This is a genomic window from Amycolatopsis sp. NPDC104819 (assembly GCF_055583145.1).
Genome location: NZ_JBVJON010000009.1, coordinates 333,623 through 358,125 on the forward strand (window position 1 = coordinate 333,623; position 24,503 = coordinate 358,125).

At 72.1% G+C, this 24,503-nt stretch carries 26 protein-coding genes; 14 read left to right on the top strand and 12 right to left on the bottom strand.

Features of this window, described 5'->3' with window-relative positions; all coding sequences use genetic code 11:
* Positions 1-69: 69 nt before the first annotated feature.
* Positions 70-1,230: a DUF1015 family protein gene (locus ACZ63E_RS29700; protein ID WP_465339408.1), complete on the top strand. Its 1,161-nt coding sequence runs from the start codon at positions 70-72 to the stop codon at positions 1,228-1,230.
* On the opposite strand, the gene ACZ63E_RS29705 is transcribed toward ACZ63E_RS29700, so the two are convergent.
* The 3 genes from ACZ63E_RS29705 to ACZ63E_RS29715 are packed head-to-tail and all read right to left on the bottom strand — an operon-like array spanning position 1,227 to position 2,808.
* Positions 1,227-1,394, bottom strand: coding sequence for a hypothetical protein (locus ACZ63E_RS29705; protein WP_465339409.1), 168 nt, complete (start codon positions 1,392-1,394; stop codon positions 1,227-1,229). The genes ACZ63E_RS29700 and ACZ63E_RS29705 overlap by 4 nt on opposite strands.
* Complete coding sequence (locus tag ACZ63E_RS29710) at positions 1,379-2,302, bottom strand: prenyltransferase/squalene oxidase repeat-containing protein (protein WP_465339410.1); 924 nt, start codon at positions 2,300-2,302, stop codon at positions 1,379-1,381. The genes ACZ63E_RS29705 and ACZ63E_RS29710 overlap by 16 nt, the downstream gene beginning before the upstream one ends.
* On the bottom strand, positions 2,302-2,808 hold the full coding sequence (locus ACZ63E_RS29715; protein WP_465339411.1) for a DinB family protein: 507 nt from the start codon (positions 2,806-2,808) through the stop codon (positions 2,302-2,304). Before ACZ63E_RS29715 ends, ACZ63E_RS29710 begins: the two co-directional genes overlap by 1 nt.
* A gap of 54 nt (positions 2,809-2,862) precedes the next feature.
* Between ACZ63E_RS29715 and ACZ63E_RS29720 the strand changes: the two genes are divergently transcribed.
* Genes ACZ63E_RS29720 through ACZ63E_RS29730 form a run of 3 tightly spaced genes read left to right on the top strand, consistent with a single transcriptional unit; the run spans position 2,863 to position 5,406 of the window.
* On the top strand, positions 2,863-3,942 hold the full coding sequence (locus ACZ63E_RS29720) for an ATP-dependent DNA ligase (protein WP_465339412.1): 1,080 nt from the start codon (positions 2,863-2,865) through the stop codon (positions 3,940-3,942).
* Positions 3,939-4,943 carry a non-homologous end-joining DNA ligase gene (ligD, locus tag ACZ63E_RS29725; RefSeq protein ID WP_465339413.1) on the top strand — a complete coding sequence of 335 codons (1,005 nt, stop codon included), beginning with the start codon at positions 3,939-3,941 and terminating at the stop codon, positions 4,941-4,943. Before ACZ63E_RS29720 ends, ligD begins: the two co-directional genes overlap by 4 nt.
* Position 4,944: 1 nt before the next feature.
* On the top strand, positions 4,945-5,406 hold the full coding sequence (locus ACZ63E_RS29730; protein ID WP_465339414.1) for a GNAT family N-acetyltransferase: 462 nt from the start codon (positions 4,945-4,947) through the stop codon (positions 5,404-5,406).
* On the opposite strand, the gene ACZ63E_RS29735 is transcribed toward ACZ63E_RS29730, so the two are convergent.
* From ACZ63E_RS29735 to ACZ63E_RS29745, 3 genes are all read right to left on the bottom strand, one after another.
* A complete protein-coding gene (locus ACZ63E_RS29735) occupies positions 5,383-5,643 on the bottom strand; it encodes a hypothetical protein (protein WP_465339415.1) in 261 nt (86 codons plus the stop codon). The two genes, ACZ63E_RS29730 and ACZ63E_RS29735, sit on opposite strands and share 24 nt — an antisense overlap.
* Positions 5,644-5,722: 79 nt before the next feature.
* Positions 5,723-6,745, bottom strand: coding sequence for a CobW family GTP-binding protein (locus ACZ63E_RS29740; RefSeq protein WP_465339416.1), 1,023 nt, complete (start codon positions 6,743-6,745; stop codon positions 5,723-5,725).
* Positions 6,742-7,098 carry a hypothetical protein gene (locus ACZ63E_RS29745; protein ID WP_465339417.1) on the bottom strand — a complete coding sequence of 119 codons (357 nt, stop codon included), beginning with the start codon at positions 7,096-7,098 and terminating at the stop codon, positions 6,742-6,744. The genes ACZ63E_RS29740 and ACZ63E_RS29745 overlap by 4 nt, the downstream gene beginning before the upstream one ends.
* Positions 7,099-7,182: 84 nt before the next feature.
* Here ACZ63E_RS29745 and ACZ63E_RS29750 point away from each other — a divergent pair, with 84 nt between their 5' ends.
* The 3 genes from ACZ63E_RS29750 (at position 7,183) to ACZ63E_RS29760 (ending at position 10,305) form a co-directional block, all read left to right on the top strand.
* On the top strand, positions 7,183-8,328 hold the full coding sequence (locus tag ACZ63E_RS29750; RefSeq protein ID WP_465312354.1) for a nitric oxide synthase oxygenase: 1,146 nt from the start codon (positions 7,183-7,185) through the stop codon (positions 8,326-8,328).
* A gap of 94 nt (positions 8,329-8,422) precedes the next feature.
* Positions 8,423-8,929, top strand: a complete 507-nt coding sequence (locus ACZ63E_RS29755; protein ID WP_465312192.1) for a flavodoxin domain-containing protein — start codon at positions 8,423-8,425, stop codon at positions 8,927-8,929.
* Positions 8,930-9,009: 80 nt separating this feature from the next.
* A complete protein-coding gene (locus tag ACZ63E_RS29760; protein ID WP_465339418.1) occupies positions 9,010-10,305 on the top strand; it encodes an MFS transporter in 1,296 nt (431 codons plus the stop codon).
* Between the two features lies 1 nt (position 10,306).
* Here ACZ63E_RS29760 and ACZ63E_RS29765 read toward each other — a convergent pair whose 3' ends face one another.
* Genes ACZ63E_RS29765 through ACZ63E_RS29775 form a run of 3 tightly spaced genes read right to left on the bottom strand, consistent with a single transcriptional unit; the run spans position 10,307 to position 14,184 of the window.
* On the bottom strand, positions 10,307-12,286 hold the full coding sequence (locus ACZ63E_RS29765; RefSeq protein WP_465339419.1) for a tetratricopeptide repeat protein: 1,980 nt from the start codon (positions 12,284-12,286) through the stop codon (positions 10,307-10,309).
* A gap of 29 nt (positions 12,287-12,315) precedes the next feature.
* Positions 12,316-12,975 carry a response regulator transcription factor gene (locus tag ACZ63E_RS29770; protein ID WP_465312189.1) on the bottom strand — a complete coding sequence of 220 codons (660 nt, stop codon included), beginning with the start codon at positions 12,973-12,975 and terminating at the stop codon, positions 12,316-12,318.
* Positions 12,976-12,984: 9 nt separating this feature from the next.
* A complete protein-coding gene (locus tag ACZ63E_RS29775) occupies positions 12,985-14,184 on the bottom strand; it encodes a sensor histidine kinase (RefSeq protein WP_465339420.1) in 1,200 nt (399 codons plus the stop codon).
* 169 nt (positions 14,185-14,353) lie between these two features.
* Between ACZ63E_RS29775 and ACZ63E_RS29780 the strand changes: the two genes are divergently transcribed.
* The gene (locus ACZ63E_RS29780) at positions 14,354-14,968 is read left to right on the top strand and encodes an MmpS family transport accessory protein (protein WP_465339421.1); all 615 of its coding nucleotides are present in this window, start codon (positions 14,354-14,356) and stop codon (positions 14,966-14,968) included.
* A gap of 85 nt (positions 14,969-15,053) precedes the next feature.
* Here the strand turns inward: ACZ63E_RS29780 and ACZ63E_RS29785 are convergent, their stop codons facing one another.
* Together ACZ63E_RS29785 and ACZ63E_RS29790 are read right to left on the bottom strand one after the other, a co-directional pair.
* Positions 15,054-16,550, bottom strand: a complete 1,497-nt coding sequence (locus ACZ63E_RS29785) for a sialidase family protein (RefSeq protein WP_465339422.1) — start codon at positions 16,548-16,550, stop codon at positions 15,054-15,056.
* Between the two features lie 118 nt (positions 16,551-16,668).
* Entirely contained in the window at positions 16,669-17,643 is a 975-nt protein-coding gene (locus ACZ63E_RS29790; RefSeq protein ID WP_465339424.1) for a YeiH family protein, read from the bottom strand.
* Positions 17,644-17,714: 71 nt separating this feature from the next.
* Between ACZ63E_RS29790 and ACZ63E_RS29795 the strand changes: the two genes are divergently transcribed.
* The 3 genes from ACZ63E_RS29795 to ACZ63E_RS29805 all read left to right on the top strand — a co-directional run bounded on the left by ACZ63E_RS29795 (position 17,715) and on the right by ACZ63E_RS29805 (position 20,816).
* Complete coding sequence (locus ACZ63E_RS29795; RefSeq protein WP_465339425.1) at positions 17,715-18,617, top strand: LysR family transcriptional regulator; 903 nt, start codon at positions 17,715-17,717, stop codon at positions 18,615-18,617.
* Between the two features lie 256 nt (positions 18,618-18,873).
* The gene (locus ACZ63E_RS29800) at positions 18,874-19,725 is read left to right on the top strand and encodes a PadR family transcriptional regulator (protein WP_465339426.1); all 852 of its coding nucleotides are present in this window, start codon (positions 18,874-18,876) and stop codon (positions 19,723-19,725) included.
* 59 nt (positions 19,726-19,784) lie between these two features.
* Positions 19,785-20,816: a class I SAM-dependent methyltransferase gene (locus ACZ63E_RS29805; protein ID WP_465339428.1), complete on the top strand. Its 1,032-nt coding sequence runs from the start codon at positions 19,785-19,787 to the stop codon at positions 20,814-20,816.
* 1 nt (position 20,817) lies between these two features.
* On the opposite strand, the gene ACZ63E_RS29810 is transcribed toward ACZ63E_RS29805, so the two are convergent.
* A complete protein-coding gene (locus tag ACZ63E_RS29810; RefSeq protein ID WP_465312181.1) occupies positions 20,818-22,137 on the bottom strand; it encodes a M14 family zinc carboxypeptidase in 1,320 nt (439 codons plus the stop codon).
* 202 nt (positions 22,138-22,339) lie between these two features.
* Between ACZ63E_RS29810 and folP the strand changes: the two genes are divergently transcribed.
* From folP to ACZ63E_RS29825, 3 genes are all read left to right on the top strand, one after another.
* Positions 22,340-23,203: a dihydropteroate synthase gene (gene folP, locus ACZ63E_RS29815; RefSeq protein ID WP_465339470.1), complete on the top strand. Its 864-nt coding sequence runs from the start codon at positions 22,340-22,342 to the stop codon at positions 23,201-23,203.
* 68 nt (positions 23,204-23,271) lie between these two features.
* On the top strand, positions 23,272-23,970 hold the full coding sequence (locus tag ACZ63E_RS29820) for a dihydrofolate reductase family protein (RefSeq protein ID WP_465339471.1): 699 nt from the start codon (positions 23,272-23,274) through the stop codon (positions 23,968-23,970).
* Positions 23,967-24,467 carry a DUF6630 family protein gene (locus ACZ63E_RS29825; RefSeq protein ID WP_465339429.1) on the top strand — a complete coding sequence of 167 codons (501 nt, stop codon included), beginning with the start codon at positions 23,967-23,969 and terminating at the stop codon, positions 24,465-24,467. Before ACZ63E_RS29820 ends, ACZ63E_RS29825 begins: the two co-directional genes overlap by 4 nt.
* The last annotated feature ends 36 nt before the right edge of the window (positions 24,468-24,503 follow it).

Genomic DNA, 24,503 nt, shown 5'->3' on the forward strand with positions numbered 1-24,503 from the left:
GCATTCCACCGGCCGACGCCGCACCCCAGCGAATTTCGGTCACAGTCGTCTTCGCGGAAGATGGATCGGATGAGCAACTGGATCCGGCCGATCGGCCAGGGCTGGGTGGTCCGCGACACCGTGCCCGGCCCCGACGTCGACGAGTTCGCCGAGCCCGAGCGCGTGGTCGCTGCCCTCGCCGCGCCCGGCGCCGCGGACAGCCTGCTGGCGGTGCAGCACCCGGCCCGCACCCCCGCGGCGCTGGCGCGCGGGCTCGGCCTGGCCGAGGCGGTCCCGGTCGCCCGCGCGGTGCTCGAACGGCTCCGCAAGCGGTACTACCGGCCGGTGCGCGAGTTCGTCGCGCCCTGCCGGATCGACGGGCCCGACGGCGTCGCGCTCGGCCTGCTCTGCCTGGTCGACCCGGCCGCGGTGACCGACGACGGCGCCGCGCGGGTCCGGCACACCGAGGACGTCTACCCGGACGTCGTCGCCGAGCGGGCCGCCGTGCTGGCCGGGCTCGGCTGCGCGACCAGCGCCGCGCTGCTGGTCCCCGCGGCCGGCGGCGAGCGGCTGACCGACGAGGTCGACCGGGCGTTCGCCGGGCTCGGCCTGCCCGATCTGTCCACTTCGGACGCGGCCGGGCGGCGGCACGAGCTGTGGGTGGTGCCCGCCGGGCCGCTGCAGGAGCGGCTGCTGGCCGCGGTCGCCGGCGCCGACCTGCTGGTAGCCGACGGCAACCACCGCGTTGCCGCGGCCACGGCGGCCGGGCACGGCGCGCTGCTCGCCCTGGTCACCGCGGGCCCGCGGCTGCGGATCGGCGCGATCCACCGCGTCCTCACCGGCACCGGCCTCGGCCCGGAGGAGCTGGTGTCGCGCTGGTGCGAGGCCGGCCTGGACGTCCGCTACGACGAGCACGCGGTCCCGGTCCCCGGCGAGGTCGTGGTGCGGGCGGGCCCGGCGGTGCTGCGGGTCCCGCTGCCGTCGCTGGCGGGGCCGCAGCCGGTGATCGATCACGAGGTCGTCGAGCGGGTCCTGTTCGCCGAGGCGCTCGGGCTGGATCCGGACGGGCCGTGCGTCCGCCCGCTGCCCGCCGGCCGCCCGGCGCCGCCGGACGCGGACGCGGTGGTCCAGCTCGCGCCGGTGCGCTACGCCGACGTCCTCGCGGTGCACGCGGCGGGCCGCCGGATGCCGCGGAAAGCCACGTACTTCACGCCGAAACCGCGCAGCGGCCTGGTGCTGGCGGCGCTTTAGCCGGTGCCGGGCGAGCCGCCGAGACGGTCGATCTCGGCGGGGGCCGCGTCCAGGAACGTCACGCGCGTTTCGCGCAGGAAGTCCCACACCGCGCCGCCGCCGGTGCCGTGGTCGATCCGCCACGCCGCTGCGTCGCGAACGACAGCCGCTAGGCCGCGTCCCACCAGTTCAGGACCCGGGTGGCGAACAGCGTCAGCCACTTCGACGGCTCGCCGGCGGGGACGTCGACGTCGAACCACACGCGGCCGGGGTCGGCGGCGGCCTGCAGCCAGGTGCCGTCCGGCTGCCGGGCCGCGCGGACCAGCTCGATTGCCTCCGCCAGGCGCGGGTCGGGCCGGTCCGCGGCGCGGAAGTAGCCGGCCGCGTTCAGCGCGGTGAACCGCCAGCGGATCGGGGACGAGAACTCACCCACGTCCGCCACGACCGGCTCGCCCGTCGAGAGCCGCCGCAGGAGCCGTCGCTCCAGCAGGTACTCCTCACCCGCCAGCCGGGCGGCCCGGGTGGCGGGCGAGCCGCCGGTGGCCGATTCCCAGGCGAGGAGGCCTTTGAGGGAGTTCAGGGTCGAGTGGACCGAGGACCGCGTCGAGCCCTCGACCCATTCGCAGTTCCAGCCGCCGTCGGGCAGGCGGTGCTCGACGAACCACTCGGCGATGCCTTCGACGTCCGCGCCGAGCCAGAGCCCGTTCATGAGGGTCCACGCGTTGATGCAGCAGTCGACCTCGCCGCCCCAGTACGGCAGGTCGTCGTACTCCCAGCGGCTGTGCTCGGCCAGCCGGGCAGCCGTGTCGCCGAGCACCGACGCGTCGAGACCCCACTCACGCAGGGAGTTGAGCGACCAGGTCGTGGCCGTCCAGGGCTGGGGCTCGTCCCCGCGGAAGCCCGCCGGGAAGAACGCGCCGCCCGCCCACTGGCCGTCGGGATCCTGGTGCGCCAGCAGCCGGGCGCCGAAGCCTTCCGAGGCGACTCGCGCGCGGGTCGCCTCCCAGACCGATGACGGCTCGCCCAGCAGGTCGCGCTCGACCTGCCAGCGCAGGGCCGGGTCGGAGTCGCGCAGCCAGGCGAGCACGTCCATCAGGCCCCCGTGACGCCGTCGATGGCCTCGCGGAGGAAGTCGGCGTGGCCGTTGTGCCGTGCGTACTCGTGGATCATGTGCAGCATCACCAGCCGCAGCGAGACGTCCTCGCCCCAGCGCGGCTGGTAGCCGGTGACGTCGAGGGACTCGGCCGACTCCTCGATCTTGCGCGACTGCTCGACCTCGGTCTGCCACGCCTCGAACGCCTCCGCGCGCGTCGACGAGCTCGCGTCGTAGGCGGCCTGGAAGTCCCCTTCGGGTGACCACCGCAGGGGGACGTCCTCGGCGTTGATCACCCGCCGGAACCAGGTGCGCTCGACTTCGGCCATGTGCCGCACGAGACCCAGCAGCGACAGGGTCGAGGGCGGGCTGGACGCGCGGCGCAGGTCCTCGTCGGACAGTCCGTCGCACTTCATGGCGAGGGTGGCGCGGTGGAAGTCGAGGAACGTGCGCAGCATTTCGCGCTCGCCCCCGACCAGCGGCGGTTCGGGGCGTTCGGTGGTCACGGAAGAGTGTGTATCACGCCCGGAAATGTCGGTGGGGTCAATTAGGATCGCCGCGTGGACCTGCCCGTGATGCCGCCCGTGCGGCCGATGCTCGCGAAAGCCGTGCACGAGGTGCCCCGTGACCCGGGGCTGCTCTACGAGCCCAAGTGGGACGGCTTCCGCTGCATCGTGTTCCGCGACGGCGACGAGATCGAGCTCGGCTCCCGCAACGACCGGCCGCTCACCCGCTACTTCCCGGAGCTGGTGGAGCTGCTCGCCGCCGTGCTGCCGCCGCGCTGTGTGGTCGACGGCGAGATCGTCCTCGTCACCCCGGCGGGCCTCGACTTCGAGGTGCTGCAGCTGCGGCTGCACCCGGCCGCGTCACGCGTGCGCAAGCTCGCCGAGGAGACGCCGGCCAGCTTCGTCGCCTTCGACCTGCTCGCGCTCGGCGACACCGACCTGACGAACGAGCCCTTCCGCGAACGGCGCCGGCAGCTGGAGAGCGTGCTGACCACCGACGCCGAAGGGCTGCAGCGCGTCCACTTGACCCCGCTGAGCGAGGATCCGGCGCAGGCCGAGGACTGGTTCACCCGGTTCGAGGGCGCGGGCTTCGACGGGGTCATGGCCAAGCCCGCCGACCTGCCGTACGAGCAGGACAAGCGCGTCATGCTGAAGATCAAGCACGAGCGCACGGCCGACTGCGTCGTCACCGGGTTCCGCTGGCACAAGGACGGTGTGGGCGTCGGCTCGCTGCTGCTGGGCCTGTTCGACGACGAAGGCGTGCTCCACCACGTCGGCGTCGCGAGCAGCTTCACCAAGGCGCGGCGGGCCGAGCTGGTCGACGAGCTGGCGCCGCTGCGGGAGAACGCGCTCGAGAACCACCCGTGGCGGTCGTGGGCCGAGTACGAGCCGACGCCTGGCCGTCAGCCGGGCGCGAACAGCCGGTGGGCGCCGCAGAAGGACCTCTCGTGGGAGCCCGTGCGCCCCGAATGGGTGGCGGAGGTCCGCTACGAGCACCTGCAGGGCGGCCGGTTCCGGCACGGCGGGCGGCTGGTGCGGTTCCGGCCCGACCGCACGCCGGAGTCCTGCACGTACGCCCAGCTCGACGAGGCGCCGCCGGCCGAGCTGGCCAAGCTGTTCGGGGAGGCGAGATGAGCGAAGCCGTGCTGCTCGACGTCGACGGTGTCGAGGTCAAGATCAGCAGTCCCGGCAAGGTCTACTTCCCCGAGCGCGGCGAGACGAAGCTCGACCTCGTCGAGTACTACCGCGCGGTCGCCGGGCCGCTGCTGGCGCGCCTCGGCGGGCGCCCGCTGCTGCTGGAGCGCTACCCGGACGGCGCCGGCGGCAAGAACTGGTTCCAGAAGCGCGTCCCGAAAGGCGCGCCGTCGTGGCTGAGCACCACGGTGGTCTCGACACCGAACGGCACGACGAGTGACGCGCTCGTCGCGAAGGACCTCGCGCACATCCTGTGGGCGGTGAACTTGGGCTGTCTCGGGTTCCACGTCTGGCCGTACCTCGCGGACACCCCCGAGGTCACCGACGAGCTGCGTGTCGACCTCGACCCGTCACCGGGGATCGGGTTCGACGAGCTGCGCGAGGCCGCGGTGCTGACCCGGGAGTTCCTGGCCGAGCTCGGCATCGAGGGCCATCTGAAGACGTCCGGTTCGCGTGGGTTGCACCTTTACGTGATGCTCGAGCCGCGCTGGGACGGCTTTCAGGTGCGGGCTGCGGCCGTCGCGTTGGCGCGGGCCTTGGAACGGCGGCATCCCTCGAAGATCACGGCGCAGTGGTGGAAGGAAGAACGCGGCTCGCGGGTGTTCGTCGACTTCAACCAGAACGCGCCGCACAAGACGGTGTTCGGCGCGTGGTGCGTGCGGCCGCGGATCGGCGGCCAGGTGTCGACGCCGATCGGGTGGGACGAGCTGGACACCGTCGAGCCCGGCGCCTTCACGCTGAGCACGGTGCCGGCCCGCGTCGCCGGGCGGGGCGATCCGTGGGCCGGGGCGGGGGAGCGGCCGCAGTCGATCGCGCCGCTGCTGGAGATGTCCGAAGCGGACCTGGCGAACGGGCTGATGGACGCGCCGTGGCCGCCGGTGTACCCGAAGATGCCGAACGAGCCGCCGCGGGTCGCGCCGAGCCGGGCGAAGAAGGCCTGACGTGCCCACGGTCGCCGAATGCCCGGCCGACGACGGGTTGCTGCTGGCGCTGATGACCGCGATGACAGCCGAGCTGGTGGTCGTCCACAACCTGCCCCCGGACGCCCGGCCGCGGCCGCTGGACCCCGAGAGCCGGTACCTGCTGGCCCGCGACGGCGAGCGGGCGATCGGCTGCTGCGCGGTCGAACCGGTCGAGCCGGGCCTGTACGAGCTGAAGCGGATGTTCGTCGCACCGGACGCGCGCGGCACCGACCTGTCGGGCGCGCTGGTGGCGGAGTCGGAGCGGCTGGCCCGCCGCCACGGCGCCCGCCGCATCCGCCTGGAGACGGCGGTGCGCCAGCCCGAGGTGATGCGCCTCTACGAGCGCGCGGGCTACCGGCGCGTGTCGAACTTCCCGCCGTACGAAGCCGATCCGGAGGCGGTGTGTTACGAGAAGGTGTTAAAGCTCGAGGTTGAGCGCTAGCTGCCCGAGATCGTCCTCGGCGGTCGTGCCACCGAGGGTGGCGACACACGCGGGGCACGGCGCGAGCTCGGAAGCGGTCAGGTCGACCGGCTTCCAGCTGCGCGACTCCCGCTCACCGCAGGCCGAGCGCCGGTAGCGGAGGTCGCCGGAGCGGGTCATCAGGTGGGCCAGCGGAACGTCTTCGGGCAGCACGCCGACCAGGTACCAGCGTGGTGCGCTCACCTCGGTGGTCGTCATGGCGGCCAGTCTCCGTCGAGGTGGTGAGGGGAAGGAGCATTTCCCGATCTTCGGCGTGGCGGCGGTCGCCGCGGCGCCGTCAGGCCTCTTCGGGCAGGTAGCGGAGGATGTGCAGCAAGCCGCGTTCGTCCACCACTTCCGGGTCCGGCGCCAGGCATCTACCCAGCTCGGCCAGCACCGCGTCCGTGTCGATCCCCGCGCCGATCAGGACCAGCTCCGTGCGCCGCGGGGCTCGCGGCGGCCACGCCGAACGCTCGAGCTGCACGAACCCGCCGACGGTGTGCAGGTGGAAGCGCGCGCGAGGCCCGGTCGGGCCGAAGTCGGCCTGGCCCTTCATCCGGTACAACCCGGCCGGGCGGCGCTCGAGGAACTCGACGAACGCCCGCGGCGCCAGCGGCGTCTCCGCGGTGAACGTGACCGACTGATAAGCCGCGTGCAGGTGCTGCGAGTGGTCGTGGTCGTCGTCCTCGCGCAGGTCGTCGAACGACAGCTGGCCGATGCGGTCGCCGCGGGGCTCGGGGTCGAAGAACAGCCGCGGGTCGACGCGGCCGTGGTCGGTGACCAGCACCGGGCGGCCCGGCGCGAGCTCCTCGACCGTCGCCGTCAGCTTCGCCAGCGCCTCGGCGCCCACCCGGTCGGCCTTGTTCAGCACCACGACGTCGGCCAGCCGCAGGTGGTCGGCCAGCTCGGGGTGACGCTCGCGTGCGGTCTCGAACTCGGCCGCGTCGACCACCTCGGCCAGCCCGCCGTAGCGGATGTCCGGGTTCTCGCTCGCGATCATCAGCCGGATCAGGTCGCGGGGCTCGGCGATGCCGCTGGCCTCGACCACGATCACGTCGATGCCCGCCTCGGCCGACGACAACCGGCCCAGCATCGCGTCCAGCCCGCTGGCGTCGACGGCGCAGCACAGGCACCCGTTGCCGAGCGAAACCATGGTGTCGACCTGCCCGGCGACCGCGAGCGCGTCGACGTTCACGCTGCCGAAGTCGTTGACCACCACGCCGACCCGCGCGCCTTCGCGGTTCGCGAGCAGGTGGTTGAGCAGCGTCGTCTTGCCCGCGCCGAGGAACCCGGCGACGAGGACCACGGGAATCCGGCTCACCCAGCGACTCTAACGTCGCGCTCGCGCGCGCTGATACACGGGTGGCCGCTCCGGTGAAAGGCCGTCCGGCGAAAACCCACGAACAGACGAAAGCATTCCCGCGGGAAAGGATCACGTGCGTTTGCGCCGAGCGCGTGATCGATTGACGGAAAATGCGCAGAGATATGTCCGGATAACGCTTGGTAGCAGTTATTTTCGCGATGTTTCCGCTGCTGAAGACGGAGTTCCGTGATCGTCCGGAAGCTGTTCACGTCCGGTGGATTGCGTTCGGCGGAACGGGGAGTATCCTCCGCGGCCTGGCCGGAGGTGCTGCTGTGCAGCGACTTCCGGCCGTCGGCGTTGTCGGTGACCATCGGAGGAACGGTGAACCTTTCCGTCGGGATGCAGATCACGATTCCGGAGAGTGGGGGAGTGCGGTGACGGTTACACCCGAGCGGGTGACGGTCCCGCTGTCGCTGTGCCCCCAGCGTGTCTCGGGGGAGCAGTCCGTCAATTCCGCGGAAGCGGAGGAATTCCTCGACCGGATGTTCGCCGAAGGCGCCGCCGAAGAGGGAGCCCGCTTCGAAACGCGGCTGACGGAGGTCCGTGCGGAAATCGCCGAAACCGGCACCTACCGCCACACCCCGGCCGAGCTGGCGTACGGCGCGCGCGTCGCGTGGCGCAACTCGGCCCGGTGCATCGGCCGGCTGTACTGGAACAGCCTGCGGATCCGCGACCGGCGCCGGGTCACCGACCCCGCCGCGATCGCCGGCGAATGCGTCGCGCACCTCCGCCAGGCCACCCGCAGCGGCCGGATCCGCCCGACCATCACCGTCTTCGCGCCGGACACCCCGGCCGTGCCGGGCCCGCGCATCCACAACGAGCAGCTGATCCGTTACGCCGGGTACCGCCTCGAAGACGGTTCGGTCCTCGGCGACCCGCGCTACACCGAGTTCACCGAGCGCGTGCGAAGACTTGGCTGGCGGCCACCGGAGCGAAGAGGCTCCTTCGACGTCCTCCCGTTGCTGGTCGAAGCGGTCCCCGGCGAGCCGCGGCTGTTCACGCTCCCCGCCGACGCGGTGCTCGAGGTGCCGCTGACCCACCCCGACCACCGCTGGTTCGCCGGGCTGGGCCTGCGCTGGCACGCCGTGCCCGCGATCAGCGACATGCCGCTGGACATCGGCGGTGTCACCTACCCCGCCGCGCCGTTCAACGGCTGGTACCTCGGCACCGAGATCGGCGCCCGCAACCTGGCCGACGAGCAGCGGTACGACCTGCTGCCGGTCATCGCCGAGCTGATGGGCCTGGAGACCGGCTCGGAGCGCACGCTGTGGCGCGACCGGGCGCTCGTCGAGCTGACCCTGGCGGTGCAGCACTCCTTCGACGCCGCCGGCGTCACGATGGCCGACCACCACACCGAGTCGCGGCGGTTCCTGTCCCACCTGGAGCGCGAGGAGCGGGCCGGGCGCGGGTGCCCGGCCGACTGGAGCTGGATCGTGCCACCGCTGTCCAGTGGCCAGACCGCGGTGTTCCACCGCTACTACGACGAGCCCGACCCCGCGGCCCGGCCGGCGTTCCTGCCCCCGGAGGGATCCGCTGGGTGACGTACACGCACGCAGAGCAGCATGGGAGCGCCCGTTCGGCGGATCGTGACCGGCCCACGGCGCAGCCCGGCGCGGAAAGGCCGACAATGGACCCATGCAGGCAGTCCTCGTCGCCTACGCCGGGCGCCACGGCGGAACCCGGCAGATCGCCGAGGTGATCGCCGCCGAGCTCGGCGAAACCGGCCTGACCGTGGACGTGCGCGACGCCGCCGACGTGGCCACCGTGGACCACTACGCCGCGGTCATCGTCGGCAGCGCCCTGTACTACCACCGGTGGCGCCCGGAAGCCGTCCGGCTGCTGGAGCGCAACGCGCGGGAGCTCGCCGAACGGCCGGTGTGGCTGTTCCACAGCGGACCGTGCGGCCCGGGCGCGGCGACCCACCAGGTCAGCCTCCCGGCGAACGTGGCGCTGCTGGCCGCGCGCATCGACGCCGAGCGCACCGCGACGTTCGGCGGCAAGCTCGACCCGGCGACCGTGCGCGGGCTGGTCCCGCGCCTGATGGCGTCGGGGCGGCGCGCGGGCGACTTCCGCGACTGGGACCGGATCAAGGCCTGGGCGCGCGACGTCGGGCGCCGGGTCCGCACCCGCGTCACGCTCTGAGGGCTCTTGCCCGCGCGGGGTGGTGAGTGCTACACCGTGCCTGAAGTCTTCCGGTGAGGAACCGACGGGACGGGGCAAACGTGACGGATCGGCAGGCGGCGGCGGAACCGGCCAAGAAAGCGCTTACATCGGATCAGCGCAACGCGTTCCTCGCGGCGCTGCTCGGTTGGAGCATGGACTCGTTCGACTACTTCCTCGTGGTGTTCGTCCTGGCCGACATCGCCAAGGACAAGTCGTTCGGCGCGACGGCGACGCAGCTGGCGTTCATCACGACGGCCACCCTGGTGATGCGCCCGGTGGGCGCGCTCCTGTTCGGTCTGTGGGCCGACCGGGTGGGCCGGCGGATCCCGCTGATGGCCGACGTCCTGCTGTACTCGGTGGCCGGCCTGCTGTGCGCGTTCGCGCCGAACTTCACCGTGCTGCTGGTGCTGCGGTTCGTCTACGGCATCGGCATGGGTGGTGAGTGGGGGCTGGGCGCGGCGCTGGCGATGGAGAAGATCCCGGTCGCGCGGCGCGGGTTCTTCTCGGGCCTGCTGCAGGTCGGGTATTCGATCGGGTACCTGCTGGCCGCGCTCGCCTACCTGCTGTTCCACTCGGCGCTGAACCTCGAATGGCGCTGGATCTTCGTGCTGAGCATCTTCCCGGCGCTGATCAGCCTGCTGATCCGCGCGCGCGTGCGCGAGTCGGAGGTCTGGGAGACCACGCGCGAGAAGCTGCGCGTGACGCGCACGTCGGTGAAGGACGTGCTGCTGAACGGGAAGGTGATCCGCCGGTTCGGTTACCTGATCCTGCTGATGACGGCGTTCAACTGGATGAGCCACGGCACGCAGGACGTCTACCCGAGCTTCCTGAAGGCCCACGACAACGGCGGCGCGGGCCTCAGTGCATCGACGAGCACGTGGATAGCGGTGCTGTACAACGTCGGCGCGATCATCGGCGGCCTGACGTTCGGCACGCTGTCGGAGCGTTTCGGCCGCCGCCGCACGATCGTGCTGGCGGCGGTGCTGGGCCTCCCGGTGATCCCGATCTTCGCAATCGACCACGGCGCGGGCATGCTGGCGCTGGGCTCGTTCCTGATGCAGATCATGGTCCAGGGCGCGTGGGGTGTGATCCCGGCCCATCTGACGGAGATGTCTCCTGATGCGATCCGCGGGTTCTACCCTGGGGTGACATATCAGCTGGGGAACTTGCTGGCTGCGTTGAACCTGCCGATCCAGCAGGCGATCGCGGAGTCGCACGGGTACACGTCGGCTCTCGTGTGGACGGTGGCGCCGGGGTTGGTGGCGGTGGCCGTTTTGACGGCGATCGGGAAGGAGGCTAAGGGGATTCGGTTCGGGGAGTCGGCGGTGAGTACGGCGCCGGCGGGAGCGAAGTGAGTTACTGCTTGAAGGTCTTCAGCAACTCGGATGCTCGGGTGTGACCTGTTTTGGTGGCGTACCGGAGCAGCTCGTGGACAGCCTCAGGTCTGTTCGTGCCGATGAGGTAGGTGGCGAAGGTGCGGAGAGCATCGAGGTTCTCGGTGTTGACTGCGGCCACGCCGAAGTCGGCGAGCTCTCGGAACCGGTCGGAACTTTCCAGCCAGCGGGCTATAGCCGCCAGACTCTCTTCCTTGCTGCTGCGCGCAGCGTGCTTGAGAAGCGCGGCGATTAGCATGGAGTCCGGCTTCAAGACGATGAGCACCGCCGTGACAACGGAAGGGCGGTCGCTCTCGACCGTGTGATGAGCGATGCTACCCAGTTGCTCGACGTTGAGCTTTCTCTCGACCGCTGTTGCGGCCGCGATGATCATGTCTACATCACCTTGGTCGATGGCGAAGATCGCCAGGGCATAGAGGTCTGCCGGTCGGGTGGCCAGAGTCGGGGCGAGTGTCTGGAATGTCATCAGTCGAGATTTCTCGATCGCCCGACGCGCAGCAACGAGGATGTCCTCGAAGTTTCCGCTGAGTGCAAGCGCCACGGCGATCGGGAGCAAGGTTTCGCGGTCACCGGCTTGTGCAGCTTCTCGAAACATCTCCTTGACCTCGGCGAGGCGTCCCATCTCGACCATGGTGATGGCTCTCAGGGTCAGCGCGTCGTTTCCGGCGCGCCGGAGGAACCGTTCCGCCACCTCGAACCGCTTGGCTCGGTAGGCGGCCGAGCCGATCGCGACCAAATTCCGGTCCGAAGTGAGTGAGAGCAACGCATCCCAAACGCGATCAAGAACCGGTGCGTCGCCGAGTGGGCTGTCGCCTTCCTGGGCCCGGTCGAGCAGGTAGTCCGAAGCCAGGAACGTCCCGTTCGCCCGCGGCTGCAGACACGAACTCGCCCCCAGCACCGGCCGTGCCGCCCACTCCAGACCTTCCTCCACCGAGGGAAGGTCACCCCGCTCCCGCCACGGGACCGACAGATAACCGCGGTACAGCTCGGCCAGCACCTCCCGGGGCAGGGAATCCGGATACCCCGCCCGCCGGCAGTCGACCGCCGCGCTGATCAATGCCTGCCCGACGTAGAACAGCGGGCTGTCGCCCACGGACCAGCGCTGCATCATCGGCGTCCCCGCCGCCAAATACTCCGCGAACCCCTCGGAAGCCGTCAACGCCCGGCCGATGCGCGGGTCGTGGGCCTCGGCCGCCCGGGCCGACTCCGCCGGTGTCAAATGCTGCTTGATCATCACCAGATGGCTCGGCGGGATCGACGCGATCACGTCGGCCGCCGCCTGGTTGATCGCGCCGTCCAGGGTTCGATGGGCGGCCAGCTCGTTGTCGCGGATCGTGGCCACCACGCACGCCGATGGGCCCATTCGCTGCAGCAGCCCCACATCGAGGCCGCCCGGGACCAGGAAACGCTCCAGGTCGTCGAGCCACACCACCGTGTCGGTGAGCGGCTCCGAGGACTCGACGATCTTCCGCAACGCCGGCCCGTCGACCGGCACCAGCAGGTCGTGATCCGGACGCAGGCGGCGCAACGCTTCCGCGGCCGCCCGGCTCTTGCCCGCCGCCGCCCGGCCGTGCAGCAGGACCAGACCGCCGCTCGCGATCGCCCACTCCAAGTCCTCGTCGCGATCACGCGCGACGTACCGGGGGAGGTCTTCGCTGCGGAACGTGTCCACGGCCCGCTTGACCCGCAACGCCAGCAGAGGCACGTCGGCGACCTTCGGCAAGCGGTCACCGACAAGATTGAGCGCGCGGCCCACGTGGACGCTGCGCTCGGCTTCAGCAGGCACCGTGCGCTGCCTCCGCGAGTCCACCACCCAGAAGACGACCCCTGCGAGCGCCGCGACCCAGCTCAACGCCTCGACCGTCCGTCGCACGGGACCGCCGTCCGCCACCAGCCAGCTCAGCCACCCCAGCTGCAGTGCCACCACGATGACGACCGGCACCAGGACGGCAACCCCACGCCGAAACCACCTCACGGCGAGACGAGCCCGGCCTCGTAGGCGAAGATCGTCAACTGGACCCGGTTGCTGACGTCGAGCTTCGCGAACGTCCGCGTGATGTGCGTCTTCACCGTCGCCTCGCTGAGGAACAGCTCCGCCGCGATGTCGGCGTTCGGCTTGCCCTGGGCGACCGCCGTGACGATCTGGCGTTCGCGGTCGCTCAGCAGCTCCAGCTTGCCCAGCGCCCGCGTGCGGCGCGGGTTGGCGCGGGACGCCACGAACTGGCCGATCAGCTGCTTCGTCGTGCGCGGGGACAGCATCGCGTCGCCGCCGGCCACCACCCGGACGCCCTCGATGATCTCCTGCGGTGACCCCTCCTTGAGGAGGAACCCGCTCGCGCCCGCCGCCAGGGCCTCGAACACGTACTCGTCGAGGTCGAACGTCGTGAGGATCAGGACCTTCGGCGGCCGCGGCTGGGCCAGCACCGCCGCCGTCGCCGCGAGGCCGTTCATACGGCGCATCCGGATGTCCATGATCACCACGTCCGGCGCGTGCCGGGCGACCTGCTCGACCGCCTCGTCGCCGTCGCCCGCTTCGCCGACCACCGCCAGGTCGGGGGTGCTGCCGAGGATCATGGACAGCCCGGTGCGGACCAGCGGGTCGTCGTCGACGAGCAGTACGCGCACGCTCACCCGCCCATGCTAGGGCGCGGGCGCCGCCCAGGGCAGCCAGGCCTGCAGGACGAACGTCCGGTCGTCGACCGGGCCCGCCGAGAGGGTGCCGCCGAGCAGGGAGACCCGCTCGTTGACCCCGGTCAGGCCGGTGCCCGAACCGGGTGAGGGCACCGGGTGCGGCGGCAGGGGGTTGGCGACCTCCAGCAGCAGGCCCGTGCCCGGCCCGCCGCGGACGGCGACCTCGGCGGGCGCGCCCGGCGCGTGCCGGAGCACGTTGGTGAGCGCTTCCTGCAGGATCCGGTAGGCGGCCGTGCCGAGCGGCGCCGGGGCCGCCGACGCCTGGTCGAGCAGGATCGTCACGTTGACGGTGAGCCCGGCCTTGCGGGCGCCGTCGACCAGGTCGGGGATGGCGGCCAGGGTCGGCTGGGGCGGCTCGGCGGGCCCGCCGGCCGGCCGGTCGCCGAAGCCGGCGCCGCGCAGCGCGCCGATCACGTGCCGCAGGTCGTCGAGCGACTGCCGGGCGGTCGTCCGCACGGTCTTGGCCGCCTCCGCCGTGCCGGGTGACGTCCCGGAGGTGACCTCGAGCGCGCCCGCCTGCAGGGACAGCAGCGACAGCCGGTGCCCGAGGACGTCGTGCATCTCGCGGGCGATCCGGGCCTGCTCCTCGCGCCGCGCCACCTGGTCGCGCATCACGTCGTTCTCGACGATCCGGCGGCGCGTCTCGGCGATGTTGTGGCGCACGAGCCCCAAGGTCAGCGGGACGGCGGTGAACACCGCCGCGGTGATCAGGATGCCCGCCAGCTTGGCACCCGCCGGCGCGGCCGAAACCCACATCCCGGCCAGCGACATGTCGGCGGGGCGGTCGACGTCGCGCCACACCGCCATGACGGTCGCGGCGAAGACGAGCGCCGTCGCGCCCCACCGCCGCCAGCCGGTGAACCGGGTCGTGAGCGCGGCGAGGGCGATCAGCGCGGGCAGGGCGTCCGCCCGCAGCAGCAGCGGGGGCACGATCGCGACGCCGGTGACGACCAGCGGCCAGCGGTGGCGCCAGACGAGCAGGACCGTCGCGCCGACCCCCAGGAGCCAGCCGAGGATCGCCCCCACCGACGGCCGCAGCTCGTCGGAGTCCGGCAGGCTGATGTCCAGCGCCATGTAGCCGAAGCCGACGACCACGCACGCGATGACCGCGAACACGGTGCTCACCACGCGCAGCACGGACCGTTCCATGGGGCAAGAGTACGAGGCCGCCGCCGCGCGTCCGTCAGCCGTTCCGCTGGTTCACCCGGCCGCGGGTGACGACTTTCGTCGTACCCGGGGCGAGGCCTCCGGACGACGCGGGGCCGGCCGCGCCGCTGGTTTCCTGCTCGTCGTCAAGCAGAGGCGAAAGGACACCCCGATGACCGACCAGATCCCGCTTCAGCAGTATCCGGCGCCCCAGTCCCGGCAGGCGCCCCCGCGCAACGGCCTCGGCACGGCGGGGTTCGTCCTCGGCCTGCTGGGACTGGTGCTCTCGCCGATCCCGTTCGTCGGCGTGGCCGCCTGGCCCCTCGTGGTGCTCGGCCTGGTCCTGTCCGCGGTCGGCGTGGCCAGAGCGCGGGCCGGGAAGGCCACCAACCGGGGGCTCGCGATCGCCGGCGTGGTCGTGTCGGTGCTCGGCCTGGTGGTGAGCGTCCTGTGGGTGGTCGTCATCGGGAAGGCGATCGGCGACGTCCAGGACCAGGCGACCCAGCACCACACCATCGTCTACGAGGTGAGCGGCGCGGCCAAGGCCGCCGACGTCGACTACAGCACCTTCGGCGACCACACGATCCTGGTCAACACCGAGCTCGGCGCCGCGGTGCCGTGGACGAAGACGGTCGAGGCGACGGGGTTCCTCGAGGGCGCCCAGTTCGCCGCGACCACCGGCGCCGACGGCGGCTCTGTCACCTGCAAGGTCGTCGTCGACGGCAAGCAGACGAAGACGGCGACCGCGTCGGGACCGTCGGCGAAGGCGGACTGCGCCGGGTTCTGAAGCCCCGTGCCGTCCGGGCGAGGGGGCCGGACGGCACGGAAATTCGGGGGTGGGACCCGGCCAGGGGGCGGGTCCCACCCGCGGCTCAGCCGCAGTGCTCGAACTCGCTGTCGAAGGCGGCGCCGCCGGTCGCGCCGCCCCACTTGACGCACTTGTCCGCCGCGGCCGCCTTGAGCGGGCCGGCGAACCAGGAGAACGAACCGGAATCCGTCTGCCGCGCCGCGCCCTTGACCTCCAGGTAGGCCGAGGTCGCCGTGGCCGTACCCGAGGAGGTGCTTTTCATCGTGGTGACACAGTTCTGGCCGTTGCTCGCGTTGTAGGAAAGGTAAACCGTGCCTGCGGTGCCGAGCGGCTTCGAGTCGATGACGCCGAAGCCGGCACCGCAGGCCGGGGCGCCGAGGGCGGTGTCGCTGACCGTGGCGTACCGGATCGAGTCGTTGGCGTGCAGCTCGGGCCCGGCTTCGAACAGCACACCGGCCGAAGACTGGGAAAGCTGCACCATGTCCGAGTAGGCCGCGTCCTGGCCCCAGACGAGCAGGCTGTCGGCGGTGCCGGTCCAGTTGGCGCCCTCGTCGAAGGACGAGTGGACCCGCAGCTGCTTGCGACGGTCGCAAGTGGACGGTGCCGCGAACAGGATCCGGTTGTACTTGCCGCCGGTGTCGGTGGCGCTCATCCGGGCCGTCGAACCCTCGACGGTCGGGGCGACGAGGTCGGTGGCGAAGGCGAACTTCGAGCTGAAGGTCTCCCCGCCGTCCGAGCTGATCGCGAAGGCGCGGTTGCGGGTGCCGTCGGCGAGGCACTTGTCACCGTCGTTGGCCTGGTTGCGGGCGGCGGCGTAGACCCGGCCGTCCTTCAGCTCGGTGACGCTGATCTCCTGCGGGTTCATCGCGGTCGTCGTCGGCGTGTCGGTTGCCCCGCGGTGCCAGGTCGAGCCGTTGTCGTCGCTGTAGACCAGCGCGCCGGTGTCCTTTCCGCCGGTCGTCCAGCTCACCCCGGCCACGAGCCTGCCCTTGTGCTCGCCGCGCGTGAGCACGATCCCGTGCGACGGCCCGGTGGCCAGCCAGCCGGGTGCGCTCGTGAAGCCGAGCTCCGAGGTCAGCACCTTCGGCGCGCCCCACGTCTTCCCGTTGTCCTCGCTGATCGACACCCGCGGGATCCGGCCGCAGGCGGGGTTGGTGTAGCACTGCATGGTCGAGAGCAGCACCACGCGGTTGCTGCCCGGGATGACGATCGGCGCCGGGTTGCCCTTCGTGTCGCCGTTGGCCTTGATGACGGTCTGCAGCGCGCTCCAGGTCTTGCCGCCGTCGGTCGAGCGTTTCAGCACGAGGTCGATGGCGCCCAGGTCGTTGCACACACTGGCGCCGGCGTTGCGGCCTTCGGCGAACGCGAGCAGCGCGCCGTCGTTGGCCTTCACGATGGTGGGGATGCGGTAGCAGTCGTGGCCCTCGGTGTTCTTGGTGAACACCAGCGTGCTGGCCACGTCGGCCTGCGCGGTGGCGGCGCCGACGGCCGCCGGGACGGCGAGGGCGGCGCACCCCAGCAGCCCGGCCAGCAGGCCTCTGGTGATCCGGGTGATGTTCACGGGTTCTCCCTGTGGCTCGTTCTACGTCCTACGTCTCGGCGGTAGCGTCGACCGGACCCGTACAAGAGCTGTATAAACGCGCGTATAACGTCCTTTATCCCTATCGGGGAGGGAAACATCAGGTGAACGCGGCGAGCGTCCCGAACCCCGTCGCCAGCACCAGAAGCGTGGACAGGAGACCCAGGAGAAGCGCTCGGCCGCCGCCGCGCAGCAGCGGGCCGAGCCGGACCGCGCAGCCGAGCCCGAACAGCGCGCCGGCGAGCAGGAGTGTCGACGCGGTCTTGGCGACGTCGAGCGCGAACGCCGGGACGAGCCCGGTGCTGCGGACCGCGACCAGCGCGAGGAACCCGAGCACGAACAGCGGCACGAGCGGCGCCGACCCGCCGCGGCGCGTGCGTTCGGTGGCGCCGACGATCGCGACCACCGGGGCGAGCAGCACCACGCGGCTCAGCTTCACGACCACGGCGATCGTGACCGCGGCGGCGCCCGCGGGCTCGGCCGCCGCGACGACCTGCGCGACCTCGTGCACCGAGATCCCGGCCCAGCTGCCGGTCCGGGCCGCGTCCAGGCCGATCCAGTGGGCGAGCAAGGGGAGCGCGCCGAGGGTCAGGCTGCCGTAGCAGGTGACGAGCGCGACGGCCGTGGCGACGTCTTCGTCGTCCCGCTCGACGACGCCCTCCATCGCCGCGATCGCCGACGCGCCGCAGATCGAGAACCCGGTGGCGACCAGCAGGGCGAGCCCGCGCGGCACGTGGACCAGCCGGCCGAGCCCGAGGGTGCCGAGGAAGGTGACCGCGACGGTCAGGACCACGGCGGCGAGCGTGCCGGGGCCGAGCGCGAGGACCGTGGGGATCGCCAGCTGGAGCCCGAGCAGCACGACCCCCGCGCGCAGCAGGCGTTTTGTGACACGCGAGACGGCTTTCCGGAGGTCGTCGGTCAGTACCGGTGTGCTGCCGACGACGATGCCCAGCACAACGGCGACGGTGAGCGCGCCGAGCACCGGCCAGGCCGAGCTGAGGGTGTAGGCCGCGACGACGCCGAGCCCGGTGATCGCGAGGCCGGGGAGGACCGGGTTTGCCGTCGTGAGTGCCATGCTGCCCAGCGTCGCCGCCCGCGGCCGCTTCCGGTAGCCGGTGAGTGGTGCTCAGGTCATAGAGTGAGGCTATGACCGGACCGGATCTGGACTCCCTGCGCCTGCTGGTGCTCGTCGACGACCTCGGCAGCATCGGCCAGGCGGCCGGCGCGCTCGGCATCGCCCAGCCGTCGGCGAGCAAACGGTTGTCCACTTTGGAGAGACAGTTGGGACTGTCCCTGGTGGACCGCACCCGCCGCGGCTCGGCACTGACCCCGGACGGCCGGGTGATCGCGGGCTGGGCGCACCGCGTACTGGCCGAAGTGGACGGACTGCGCACCGGCGCGGAGGCCCTCCGCACCCAGCGCGGCGCCCAGCTGAGGGTGGCGGCGAGCATGACGCTCGCCGAGCACTTCGTCCCGGCGTGGATCGGCGAGGTGAAGCGCACCGGGCCGGACACCTACGTCGGGCTCGAGGTGGTGAACTCCGAGCACGTCGCGGAGCTCGTCTTGGGCGGGCGCGTGGACCTGGGGTTCGTCGAGTCGCCGGGCCCGTGGCCGGGGCTGGCGACCCGCCGGGTGGCGACGGACCGTCTGGTGGTCGTGGTCCCGCCCGGCCACCCGTGGGCGCGCCGCCGCCGCCCGCTGACGGCGGCCGAGCTGGCGGCGACACCGCTGGTGGTGCGGGAGCCGGGATCGGGGACCCGGGAGACGGTGGAGGCGGCGTTGCGGCGGGCGGGGGCCGGGCCGGTGAAGCCGTTGCTGGAGCTGGGATCGGCTTCGGCGGTGCGGAACGCGGTGATTTCCGGCGCGGGGCCGGCGGTGATCAGTGATCTCGACGTGGTGCGGGAGGTCGCGGGCCGGCGGCTGGCGCCGGTGGCGGTGGAGGGGGTCGAGCTGGGGCGGGTGCTGCGGGCGGTGTGGCCGGCGGGGAGAAGGTTGGCGGGCCCGGCGGCGGAGTTGCTGGCGTTGGCGGTGAAGTCGGGGACGGGTTGAGGGGTGGAGCTGCGGCGGCGGCCGGGCTGATGGAGGAGCCGGGGTTGCCTGGGGTGTGCTGCGGGGTGGTGGCCGGTTCGGTCGGCTGAGGTGCTGCTGCGGCGCGGCTTGAGGTGTGCTCAGGCGCCGAGCACTCCGATCGGGGCCGGTGCCGCGATCTGGGGCGGCGGCCGCCTGGCCTACCTTGCGGGCGATCCAACGGCGATATATCGTCGAAGTGTCGGCGATACGAACTACCGAGGAGGCAGGCATGGAAATGAGCGCTGGAGCAGGGCGGATGTTCGGCGGGTTCGGGGGCGCCGGGCCGTTCGGCGGGCCCGGCCACGGTCACCCGGGGCACGCTGGAGGGCGCGGGTTCCACCCGGGCGGGCGCCCGGACCTCAGGCAGGGCGGCCACGACCACTCCGGCCACGGCCATCCCGCTCACGACCACCTCCCCGGCCACGAAGACTGGGACGGCGCCCCCGACCTGGCCCGCGGCGGCTTCCCGCCCCACCCGCCCCACCCGCCGCAGCCACCGGGCGCACCAGGCGTCCCCGGTGGTTTCCCCGGCTTTCCCGGCGGCCCCGGCTCCTTCGGCGGCCCCGGCGGCTGGGGCGGCGGTGGCCCCTGGCAGCGGGTGAAAGAGTTCCGCGGCGGACGGCCCGCCGCGCGGCCCGTGCGTCCCGCCGTGCTGGCTCTTCTTGCCGAGGAGCCGATGCACGGCTACCAGCTCATGCAAGAAATCCGTCGCCGGACGCACGACCGGTGGCGGCCGAGCCCGGGATCCGTCTACCCGATCCTGCAGCAGCTGGAAGACGAAGGCCTCGTCCACACCGCCGAAACCGGCGGCCGCCGGGTTGCCGAGCTGACCGATGCCGGGCGGGAACACGTCGCCGGGCGGGAAGCCGAGTTCGCCGCCCTCTGGGAGGAGCCCGAGGAAGAGCCCGGGGCCGACCGGTTCGCCGCCCTTTGGCACGCGCTCGGGGAGCTCTCCGGGGCGGCCGCGCAGGTCGGGTACAGCGGCAACGAGACGCAGGTCGCCGAGGTGAAGAAGATCCTCGCCGACGCGCGACGCCGCGTTTACGCCGTTCTGGCCGACGCCGGGCTCGAGGACGAAGAAGCCTGACCACCGGGAGCGGACCGTCCGATGTGGACGGTCCGCCTCGAGGGGTACGCTCGGGCCGCATGGAAGAGAAGGACTTCGCGGCGCACCTGACGGCCACCATGACCGGCAGCGCGCTCACCATGCTCATCGGCCTCGGCCACCGCACCGGGCTGCTCGCCGCCGCGGCGCGTGGCCCCGCCACCAGTGCCGGGCTGGCCGAGCGGGCCGGGCTCGAGGAGCGGTACGTCCGCGAGTGGCTGGGCGCCATGGTCACCGGTGGCGTCTTCACCCACGCCGCGGGGGAATACACCTTCCCGCCGGAGCACGCGAAGTTCCTGCTCGGCGAGACCGCGGCCAACCTGATGCCGTCCCTGCTGACGCTGTCGGCCTTCACCGGCATCCTGCCCGACCTCGAACGCTGCTTCGCCGACGGCGGCGGCGTCCCGCGCTCGGCCTACGGGCCGCACCTCGAAGCGCTCGGCGCCCGGACCGGCGACAGCTGGCGGCACATCTACCGCGAGCACCTCGTGGACGGCTTCTTCGGCGCCGTCCCCGGGCTCACCGAGCGGCTCACCGCCGGCGCGCGGGTGCTCGACCTCGGGTGCGGCACCGGGCACGCCGTCTCCGTCGCCGCCCGCGCCTTTCCCGCGTCGCGGTTCACCGGGCTGGACATCGTTCCCCGCGTCGTCGAGCAGGCGCGGGAGACGAACGCCGGGCTGGCGAACGCCGAGTTCGCCGTCGGGGACGCCGCGGAGCTGGCCGGCGACTTCGACGTCATCACCGCCTTCGACGCCATCCACGACCAGGACCGCCCCGACGTCGTGCTGCACCGGATCCGTGGTGCGCTGAAGGACGACGGCCTGTTCTTCATGGTGGACACCAACTTCTCCAGCCACGTCGGCAAGAACGTCGGCAACCCGCTGGCCGCGCTGTGCTACTCGATCAGCCTGATGTACTGCACGACGACGTCGCTGGCCGAGGGCGGCGCCGCGCTCGGTGCGATGTGGGGCACCGAAACAGCAAGGGAAATGCTGGCGGACGCGGGGTTCCGGCACGTCGACGTGCTGGCGTCCCCGCGTCCGCAGAACTGCATCTACGCGTGCCGGCCCTGAATCACTGCTGGTACGGCGCCGCCGCGGCCTTCGCGGCCGTGACGAGCGCGCCCTTGTTCTTCGGCCAGAAAGTGCTGTCCACGCAGGTGTAGCGCGGCAGGAAGCCGCCGCAGGTGCCGCTCGAGCCGCCGACCTCGAACGTCACGCTGGCGACACCGAGCTCGCCGTAGGTGAAGTCGTCGGTGGTGCCGCTCGTGTCGTAGCCGACGGTCTCCTCGTTGGTGCCGACGAGGTAGCCGTTGGACGCGGCATACTTCGCGCCCAGCTTGCGGTACTGCGCGTCGTTCGGCGAGGTGGCCTGTGTGAAGCCCCACGGGATGATGATGTCGTTGCCGTAGCTGTGCAGCGTGATCATCGTGCCCTTGGCCGTCGACGGCGCCGGGTCGTTGTTCCCAGTGCCGCGCTGGTCCGGGAAGATCGCGCGGGCCAGCTTCTCCAGCGCCTGCGTCTCCGGCTCGGAGCCGGCGCTCACGCCCTGGTAGGTCTCGGAGCAGGCGGAGTTGGAGTCGCCGCCCCACTTGAACGTCGAGTTCCGGTTGAGGTCGATGCCGATGTTCGTGCCGGTGCAGCCGCCGCGGGTGTTGTTGGCGTTCTTGCGCTGCAGCTTCGGCGAGTTCCCGCCGGAGGCGACGATGTCGACGCCGTCCGGGTTCGAGATCGGCACCACCCAGACCTCGGTGGTGTCCAAGATGGACTTCGCGGTGGCGTCGGTGGCGTAGCCGTCGGCGAGGTAGTCGATCCAGCGCCAGGCGAGCTCGCCGGTGGAGAGCTCACGCGCGTGGATCTGGGCCATCAGGAAGAACTTCGGCTTCTTCGACGTCGTCGAGAGCGTGCAGTCGCCGGTCTGCTTCTTGGTCAGGCAGATGGCCTGGACGTCGTGCCCGCCCTGGCCCTTGGTCTTCTTCCACGACTGGCCGATCGTGTACTTCGTGGCCAGGTCGGGGTGCGCGGCGGCGACGGCCGTCAGGTGGTTCTCGTGCGCGGTGACGGTGCGGTACCCGCCGTAGAAGGTGTCGGCCGCCAGGGAGTTCGCCTGCGCGGGCAGTTCTTTGTAGACGGTGTCAAAGAACGACGGCCGGTAGCCCAGCGCCCGCAGCCGGTTCGCGACGGCCTGGCCGCCGACGACGAGCGCGGCGCCCGCGTCGCCCTCCTCGACGTCGAACCCGGCCGCGGTCAGCGCCTGCGCCTGCGCGGCGGTGGCGGGGACGCGCCAGAACACGGGGGTGTCGGCGGGCTGCGCGGCCGCGGTGCCGCCGAGCAGGGCGGACAGCACGACCCCGGTGGCCGCCAGGGCGAGCCGGGACAGGGACCTTGACGCCATCGGGGAGCTCCTCACGGACGCACGGATGGAGGTTCGGCCCGGGGCTCTCGGTCACCGGACCGGCACGCACAGTGTGTCGGCGCGGACAAAACCGCCATACCCCCGAAAGTCGCGAAACCGGTCGCGCCCGGCCCCGCGCCGCCGCCCTCACTATGCTCGGAAGCGGTCAGATCCGATCTTCGTCCGGGGGTGCCGCTTGCCGATCCACGATCTCGTCTTCCGGGGCAAACGCCTCACCAGCGACCACGCGCTGGTGATGGCGATCGTCAACCGGACCCCGGACTCGTTCTACGACAACGGGGTGACGTACCTGGAGGAGCGTGCGCACGCCGCCATCCGCAAGGCGCTCGAGGACGGCGCCGCGGTGATCGACATCGGCGGCGTGCCGGCCAGCCCGGGCCCCGAGGTCACCGTCGCCGAGGAGATCGCCCGGGTGGTCCCGACCGTCGAGTGGGCCCGCGAGCACTTCCCGGACGTCGTCATCAGCGTCGACACCTACCGCGCCGAGGTCGCCGACGCGGTGTGCCGGGCCGGCGCCGACCTGATCAACGACAACTGGGCCGCCTACGAGCCGGAGATCCTCGACGTCGCGGCCGAGCACGGCGCCGGCTACATCTGCGCGCACGTCGACGGCCTCGACCCGCGCACCGACCCGGTGAAGCCGCAGTACGACGACGTCGTCGCGTCGGTCGTGCAGGACACCACGGAGCTGGCCGAACGGGCGGTCGCGAAGGGCGTGCCGCGCGGGGGCGTGATGATCGACCCCTGCATCGACTTCTCGAAGAACACCTACCAGTCGCTGACCATCCTGCGGAACGTCGACAAGCTGGTCGCCACCGGCTGGCCGGTGCTGATGGCGCTGTCCAACAAGGGGGTGGTCGGCGAGACGCTCGACGTCGGCATGGACGACCGCGTCACCGGCACCCTCGCCGCCACCGCGCACGCGGCCGCGCAGGGCGCCGCGATGTTCCGGGCGCACCAGGTCCGCGAGACGCGGCACGTGACCGAGATGATCGCGAGCATCGTGGGCACCCGCCCGCCCAAGAACGCCGTGCGGTGGCTGTGAACCCGCCGGCCCCGCAGATCCCGCCGATCCGCCAGATCTGGCCGCCGGAGCACACCCGCGAACTCGGCATGGAAGACCTCGAAACCCTCTACCGCTTCCCCGACGTCGCGAAGTGGCTGGTCGTCAACTTCGTGTCGAGCACCGACGGCGCGATCACGGTCGCCGGCCGGTCGCGCCCGCTGTCCACCGAGCCCGACCGGGTCGTCTTCAAGCTGGGCAGCGACCTCGCCGACGTGGTCCTGCTCGGCGCCGGGACCGCGGTGATCGAGGAGTTCGACGGCGTCCACCCGGACCCGGAGACCGCGGACCGGCGCCGCCGGCACGGGCTCGAGCCGATCCCGCCGATCGCCGTCGTCACCACGGGCCGCGCCCTGCCGCCGGACGCGCCGGTGCTCACGCGGGCCGCGGTGCCGACGATCGTCATCACCTGCGAACGGGCCCCCAGTGGCCTGCGTGACGCCTGGGCGGAGGCGGGCGCCGACGTGATCGTCGCGGGTGACGACGCGGTGGCGCTCGACGTCGCCGTGGCCGCCCTGACCGAGCGGGGCCTCCGGCGGATCGACTGCGAAGGTGGCCCGCGGTTGTTCGGGTCGCTGGCCGAAGCGGGCCTGGTCGACGAGTTCCGGCTGACCGTCGCGCCGTTCCTGGTGGCCGGCACGGCCGACCGGGCCGCGATGGGCGGCCTTTTCGACCCGGTGGAGCTCGACCTGGCCACCGTCCTGACCGATGGCGCGAGCCTCCTGACCCGATACCTGGTGCCCCGATGAGCGCTCGTGCCGCCCTGGTCGCCGTGGCCGCCCTGCTGGCCCCGGACCTCCCGCAGGTCGGTGAGCGCGCCGCGGCCGCGCACGACGACCCGGACGCCTACGTCGCCGAGCACGCCGACCGGCTCGAAGACCGCGGCATCGACGAGCCGTTCCCGGGCCTGGCCTGGATCGCGCTGGTGGACGCGCTCGACGACCACGGCCTGCTGGCCGAGGTGGACTGGAAGGAGGCGGCGGACGAGATCGTCGGCCGCCTGCGGACCCTGCGGTCCGCGCCGCCGTCGGACGAGGCCTGGGCGGGGCTCGCGGAGTCGGACCTGCCGACATACGAGTTCCTCGAAACGGCGGGGGACCGGCTGGCCGGCCACGGCACCGCGCTCGCCGTCCTCGACATCGAGTCCGACTGCTACCCGCTGGTCCTGCTGCCGGCTGCGCGGGCCGGTGAGCTGGGCGGGTTGGCGACGGCGGCCGGGTTCGAAGCCGCCGTTCTCGGGGCATGAGCCGGGGCCGGCCACCGCGGTGACCGGCCCCGGAAC